The sequence below is a fragment of the Leptolyngbya sp. FACHB-36 genome (genome assembly GCF_014695955.1).
Classification (GTDB): Bacteria; Cyanobacteriota; Cyanobacteriia; order Leptolyngbyales; family Leptolyngbyaceae; genus FACHB-36.
The window spans coordinates 1-6,700 of record NZ_JACJPG010000501.1; the positions used below are offsets into that span (position 1 = coordinate 1).

The 6,700-nt window shown below is 55.2% G+C and carries 3 protein-coding genes; 1 reads left to right on the forward strand and 2 read right to left on the reverse strand.

The window, feature by feature from the left end:
• Nucleotides 1–152 precede the first annotated feature (152 nt).
• The gene (ftsY, locus tag H6F43_RS14320; RefSeq protein WP_190343411.1) at nt 153–1,688 is read left to right on the forward strand and encodes a signal recognition particle-docking protein FtsY; all 1,536 of its coding nucleotides are present in this window, start codon (nt 153–155) and stop codon (nt 1,686–1,688) included.
• 104 nt (nt 1,689–1,792) lie between these two features.
• Here ftsY and H6F43_RS14325 read toward each other — a convergent pair whose 3' ends face one another.
• Nucleotides 1,793–5,116, reverse strand: a complete 3,324-nt coding sequence (locus H6F43_RS14325) for an efflux RND transporter permease subunit (protein WP_190343412.1) — start codon at nt 5,114–5,116, stop codon at nt 1,793–1,795.
• Between the two features lie 18 nt (nt 5,117–5,134).
• Nucleotides 5,135–6,568, reverse strand: coding sequence for an efflux RND transporter periplasmic adaptor subunit (locus tag H6F43_RS14330; RefSeq protein WP_190343413.1), 1,434 nt, complete (start codon nt 6,566–6,568; stop codon nt 5,135–5,137).
• Between the last annotated feature and the right edge of the window lie 132 nt (nt 6,569–6,700).

The following is a 6,700-nucleotide window of genomic DNA, read 5'->3' on the forward strand; positions in this document are numbered from 1 at the left end:
CGTCGATCAAGTTAAGCGTGTTTAGCGGTTAATGTTTAGTGTTTAGTGATAAGCAAATAGTGGGATATCTATATCAACGCTTGTTAGCTGCGCTAGTGATATTACTGACCACTAACAGCTAGTGACTAAGGACTAACAATCAGGTACCAAGCATGACGTTTGATTGGTTTCGTCGCAAATTTGATCAAAAGCCTGCGGAGGCGCAAACGGCACCTGAGCCAGCACCCGCCGAACCAGAGACGCCGCCAGAAGAAGCGCCAGAAGAAGCGACTCCCGCCGTTGCAGAGGACTACCTTAGCTTTGCTAAAGCCGCTTACGAAACGATTCGGAAGCGCCAGCAAGAGCAAGAGCCAGCCGACGACACAGCCCTTCCTGCTGAAGCAGTGGCAACGCCGGACATGCCCGCCGCGATCGAATCAACCGACGCGCCAGTAGCCGAACCTGCTGTGGTTGCGGCTGTACCAGACGCAATGCAGCCAGAGACAACTGAACCAGCGGCGGCTGAGGCAGACCCGATCGTTGAAGCGCCTGCGGCTCCCTTACCGTTTTGGGCAAAGTCTGAAACGGAGCGGTTAGAGCGGTTAGAGCGGCTGAAGGAAACCGCGATCGTTGAACCTGAACCTGAAGCGGCTCCCGTCGTTGCAGTTGAACCTGTTGCCGCGGTGGACGCACCGGATCTAATGCTGGACGAAGGCTTCGTCTGGTCTACGGAGGTGCTGGCAGCGCAGGGACGGCGAGCAGAAGATATTTCGATCGAAGAAATTACCTGGCTAAAGCGACTGCGGCAGGGACTTGATAAAACTCGTCGCGGATTGGTCAACCAACTGCGAGCGATCGTGGGGCAGGGACCGCTTAACCAAGATGCGGTGCTGGAAATTGAAGCGGCACTGCTGCAAGCGGATGTGGGCGTGGCGGCAACGGATGCCATCATCGAGGCGCTGCAAACCAAACTCCGCAATGAGACGCTGCCGCCCGATGCAGCAATTACCTACCTGAAGCAGATCCTTCGAGACATGCTGGACGCGCCGCTGAAGGACGAAGCCAGTCGCTTTTTTGCGCCGCAGAAAGACACGCTGAATATTTGGTTGATTACGGGAGTGAATGGGGCTGGAAAGACGACGACGATCGGCAAGCTTGCCCACATTGCCAAGAAGTCTGGCTACAATTGCCTGATTGCAGCAGCGGACACGTTCCGAGCGGCAGCTGTCGAGCAAGTCAAAGTCTGGGGCAAACGCAGCGATGTCGAGGTGATTGCTAACCCCGGACAGAATACTGATCCAGCGGCAGTGGTGTTCGACGCCATTACCGCCGCCCAAGCCCGCAGCACCGAGTTGTTGCTGGTCGATACGGCTGGACGGTTGCAGAACAAAAAGAACTTGATGGACGAACTCAGCAAGGTGCGCCGCATTATCGATAAAAAGGCGGACAGCGCTGTGGTGGAATCACTGCTGGTGTTGGATTCCACGCTGGGTCAAAACGGATTGCGGCAGGCGGAGGTGTTTTCGCAGGCGGCGCAGCTCAGCGGCGTTGTGTTAACGAAGCTGGACGGGACAGCGAAGGGTGGAATTGCCCTTGCTGTTGTGCAGCAGTTAGGCTTGCCGATTCGGTTTATTGGAGCGGGTGAAGGCATTGAGGATTTGCGCCCGTTCTCTAGCTATGAGTTTGTCGAGGCGCTGCTAAATGGGTAACGAGGGAGAAACCCTCGTTGCAAGCTGGAATAAAAAAAGCCCCCTTATTCAGGGGGCAGGCAGTCGATCGTGTCAACGTTAAATCATCGGTCTCCAACCAGGCTCTAGCGATCGCGCACTCGCTCCTCCGATCGCTGTCCTTCTGCCGTACCATCATGGCTGGGACGATGACCATCTAAACCATCTAAACCAGAGTGACCGTTACCATTACCATTGCCATTCGGACCTCCAGCCATGGCAGGCTGAAAGCGACGGCTGCCCCGAAGGCGACTGGCAGCGGCTTTGATCACAATGTAGAGTACAGGCACTACAAATAGACTCAGCACGGTTGCAACGCACGAGCCGCCGAGGGTGGCTGCTCCAAGCGATTGACGGGCGTTAGCTCCTGGACCCGTTGCAATCAGCAGCGGAACTGCACCAATGACGTTAGAGCAAGCGGTCATCAAAATTGGACGCAAACGCTCTTGGCTCGCTTGAATCGCGGCTTTGACGATCGTATAGCCCTCTTCACGCAGTTGGTTAGCAAACTCCACAATCAGAATGGCGTTCTTGCTGGCGATCCCAATCAGCATCACAAAGCCAATTTGCGTGTAGACGTCGTTGGCAGTTCCGCGCAGCAAAATCGCCAAGAGTGCACCCAAAATCGCCAACGGTACCGTCAGCATGATGATTAGCGGGTCAATGTAGCTTTCATACTGAGCCGCCAGCGTTAAGAACACAAACGCGACGCCCAAGGCAAAGATGAGCGTTGCACTGCCGCCCGCTTCGAGTTCTTCCAGGGATAAGCCGGACCACTGGTAGGTGTAGCCGCGCGGCAGCGTTTCTTTAGCCACTGTTTCCATCGCTTTCAGAGCTTGACCTGAACTCACGCCTGGAGACGGAGTGCCCGTGATTTCAACATCCCGGTACAGGTTGTAGTGGCTAATGATGGAGGGTCCAACCGTCTGCTTCACCGTAATCAGGTTACTCAGCCGGATCATTCGACCTGTTTGCGATCGCACATACAGCTTGGTGATGTCGTCTGGATTCGAGCGGAACTGAGTATCCGCTTGAACATAAACGCGATAGGTCCGCTCAAACTGGTTGAAATCATTCACGTACGTCGAGCCGAGGAAAATTTGCAGCGTGTTGAAAATGTCTTCTAGAGACACCTGCAGCGCGCTTGCTTTGGTGCGGTCCACCTCGACTGAGATTTGTGGCGTATTGGCATTGAACGTTGGTCGCAATCCCGAAAGTTGCGGACTTTGCGGTGACGGGTAAGTGCTGGCGCGCCCCATAAACTTGTTCAAGGTTTCACTCAGGGTGACAAAGCCTGCACCAGACTGGTCCTGAAGGTGAAACTCAAATCCGCCGAAGTTGCCTAACCCCTGAATAGCAGGCGGCGCGATCGGAATCACAGTCGCCTCTTGAATGCCCAACATCTTGGGAAACAGTCCGGAGGGCTGCGGGAAGAATCCACCAATAATGGCAGCGACCGACTGATTCGCTCCAGTGCGCTCTTGCCAGGGTTTCAGCGTGGCGAAGATCAAGCCATTGTTGGGCGTTGCCCCACCAAAGCTAAAGCCGCCGACCGCGAAGATGTTCATCACCTCCGGCTGCTCCTTTAGAATTGCTTCCGCTTTTTCTAAAACCTTTTCGGTGTAGTCGAGCGAAACGCCTTCAGGTCCCTGAACGATCGTAATGAAATAGCCTTGGTCTTCATCGGGAATAAACGAGGTCGGTACGATCGTATAGACCCAGTACGTTAACACCAGCGCAGCAGAAAACAGCGCTAGAATTAGCCCTCTGCGGCGCGTCGTTGTGTTGAGCGTGCGGCTGTAGCTGAGGCGAGTCCGCTCGATCGCCCCATTAATGTTCCGGAACAGCCAGTTATCCGAGGGTTGCCCTCGCTTTAACAGCAAGCCCGATAGGGTTGGGGTTAATGTGACCGCGTTAAAGGTGGAAATCGTAATGGAAAAGGCGATCGTCAGCGCGAACTGGTTATAGAGTTGCCCCGTGGTGCCTGGGAAAAAGGCGATCGGCACAAACACCGTCATCAGCACCAACGAGGTGGCAATAACCGCGCCAAACAACACGTCCATCGATTTAATCGCGGCTTCGACCGGACTCAATCCATCGTCTTGAATCCGCTTGGTGATGTCCTCCACAATCACGATCGCGTCATCCACCACCAGACCCGTTGCCAAGGTGAGTCCAAATAGCGTCAGCGTGTTGATCGAGAAGCCCAGCAGCTTGACGAAGACGAATGTGCCCAGCAGCGATACCGGAATGGCGATCGCGGCAATCAGCGCCGATCGCCAATTCTGCAAGAACAGAAAGATGATTAAGACAACCAATCCAACCGCTTGCAGCAGCGACGAAATAACCTCTTCCGTTCCCGCCTGAATAAAGGTTGTCGTATCGAAGGCGACTTTGTACTGGAGTCCGGGTGGGAAATTGGCGGAGAGGCGCTGCATTTCTGCCTTGACCAACGCCGCTGTGTCCAGCGCGTTGCTGCCAAACTGTTGGTTAATTCCCAGTCCGACGCCGCGATAGGTGATGCGATCGTCCGGCGTGAATCGCAAGACAGAGCCGTAGTTTTCTGCCCCCAACTCTGCGCGTCCGACATCTCGAAGCTTGATCAGCGAGCCATTTTCAGTCGTTTTGATTACCAGCTCATTGAATTCCTCAACGTTTTTGAGGCGTCCCTGAGCCGTCACAGCGTACTGATACTGCTGCCCTGCGGCGGCAGGCGGCTGTCCAATTTGTCCAGCTCCCACCTGGAGGTTTTGCTGCCGCAGCGCTGCCACGACATCCTGAGGAGTTAGCTGCCGACCCGCTAGGCGCTCGGGGTCCAGCCACAAGCGCATGGCGTAGGTGCGCTGTCCAAAGATCTGCACGCCGCCGACCCCCTCCAGCCGCTTTAGCTGATCCACAATGTAGAGATCGGCGTAGTTGCTGAGGTAAATGTCGTCGTAGCGATCGTTGCCCTTTTCGTCTTTCTCGGCGTAGAGACCGATCGCGAGCAAAAAGTTGTTGTTTGCCTTAACCACCTGTACGCCCGTTTGGGTCACAGGTCCTGGCAAACGCGCCGTGACGGTAGACACTTTGTTCTGCACATCCACCGCCGCCAAATCCTGATTGCGCCCCAAATCAAACGTCAGGTTAATGTTGCTGGTGCCATCGTTGGAACTGGTGGATTTGATGTAGCGCAGCCCGCTGATGCCGTTGAGTTCGCGCTCTAGGATGTTCGTTACAGTCGATTCGACCGTTTCTGCATTCGCGCCAATGTAGTTGGAGGTCACGGTGACCTGCGGCGGTGCAATATCTGGGTATTGGGCGACAGGCAGCGTTGGAATACAAGCGATTCCTAACAGCGTCACGACGATCGAACACACCGTCGCAAATACCGGACGTCGAATAAAAAAGTCCGCGATCGAGAGAAGCATTCTCTGTCCCCCTAGGTCTTATTGCCCTTGTGCCGCGATCGGCATACAGTTCTGAAGTTGCAAAATGCCAGAGACGACAACGCGATCGTTGGCTTTAACTCCCTCAGCGATCTCCTGGTCGTTGCCGATAATCTTGCCGAGCGTCACAGGTTTTTGTACCGCAACGGTTTGATCAGGCGGAATTTCTGGCGGTTTGCCACCCCCTCCCCCTGCCGCAGGTGCTTTACAGCCAGAGTTGCGGTAAGGTGCTTCCACAAACACAAAGTCTTTGCCGCCCAAGCGCGAAATCGCTGTCGTTGGCACCAGCACACCGGGACGCCGCGCCCAAATCACTCTAGCGCGAGTGAACTGATTCGTGCGCAGTTGACCGCGCACGTTGGGGAATACCGCTTTGACCAAAACCGACTGGCTCGTGGCATCCACATCTGGCGACACAAACGAAATTGAACCCGATTGAACAGCTTTGCCCTGGTTATCTAGAAGCTGTACTGGCAAGCCCCTGCGTAAATCAGGCGATCGCTCCAGCGGCACCCCGATTTGAATCTCCAACTCTTCGTTTTGCGTGATTCGCATTAGTTGAGTGGAGGTTTCGACAAAATCACCGACCTTAATTGGGATGTCGCCGATCGTGCCGCTGAAGGGCGCGTTGATCGTGTAGTACTGAAGCTGCACTTCACCTTCGCGCACGCTCGCCTGCTGCTGCTCTAGAGCGCTACGGTTGCGTCCGACATTGGCTTGGGCTCTGGCGATCGCAGACTGTTGAGCGCGAATTTCGGCTTCAGTTTGTCTTAGCGAGGCTTGAGCCGTCCGCAGCGCGTTCAGGCGCTGGTCGAGCACCTGTCGCGACTCGGCTCCCTGACTAACCAAGGACTGATAGCGTTCGTATTCGCGCTGATTCAGTTGCAGATCCGACAGTCGTGCCTGGCGCTGTGCCTGAAGGGATTGCAGCGTATCTCGCGCTGCTGCCACATCGGCTTGGGCAGTAGTAATCTCTGCCTGCGCCGTTCCTGCGGCGGCTTCCCGACTGGCAACTTGAGCACGCTGCTCACGGGGGTCAATTTGCAGCACAGGTTGACCTGCCGCAACGCGATCGCCCGCCCGCACAAAAATTGCCGAAACTTGACCGGAGACACGCGGCTGCAAGTTCACCGACTGCCGCGAATCTAATGTGGCAGAGTAATCAGCGCTGTCGTCGATCGTGGCTCGCTTCGGATTCGCCACGGGAACCTGCGTCGGTGGTGGTGGCGGCATCTGACTCAGCATGATCAGCGGCATGATGAAGCGGCTGAATACAATCCAACCGACGCCACCCAAAACTGCCAGAGTAATGAGCGCTGGAATCAAAAACCGCCGCCAGCCTTTTTGGGGTGGACGCGGATCGGACGGATAATCAACAACGGTTTCATCCACCGCTGGATTGGCTGGGTTTTTATTCGTTCCTTCCACATTCATAGGAATTGTTGCCTTGGTGAAGCTGCAAATGGATGTTGATTATCAGGTGTTGATTATGGAGCGCCGTTCGTTAAGAGGGAAGCTGATCGGACGAAAATGGGAAGTGTGTTCAGGCTATTCTAAAGACGGCAG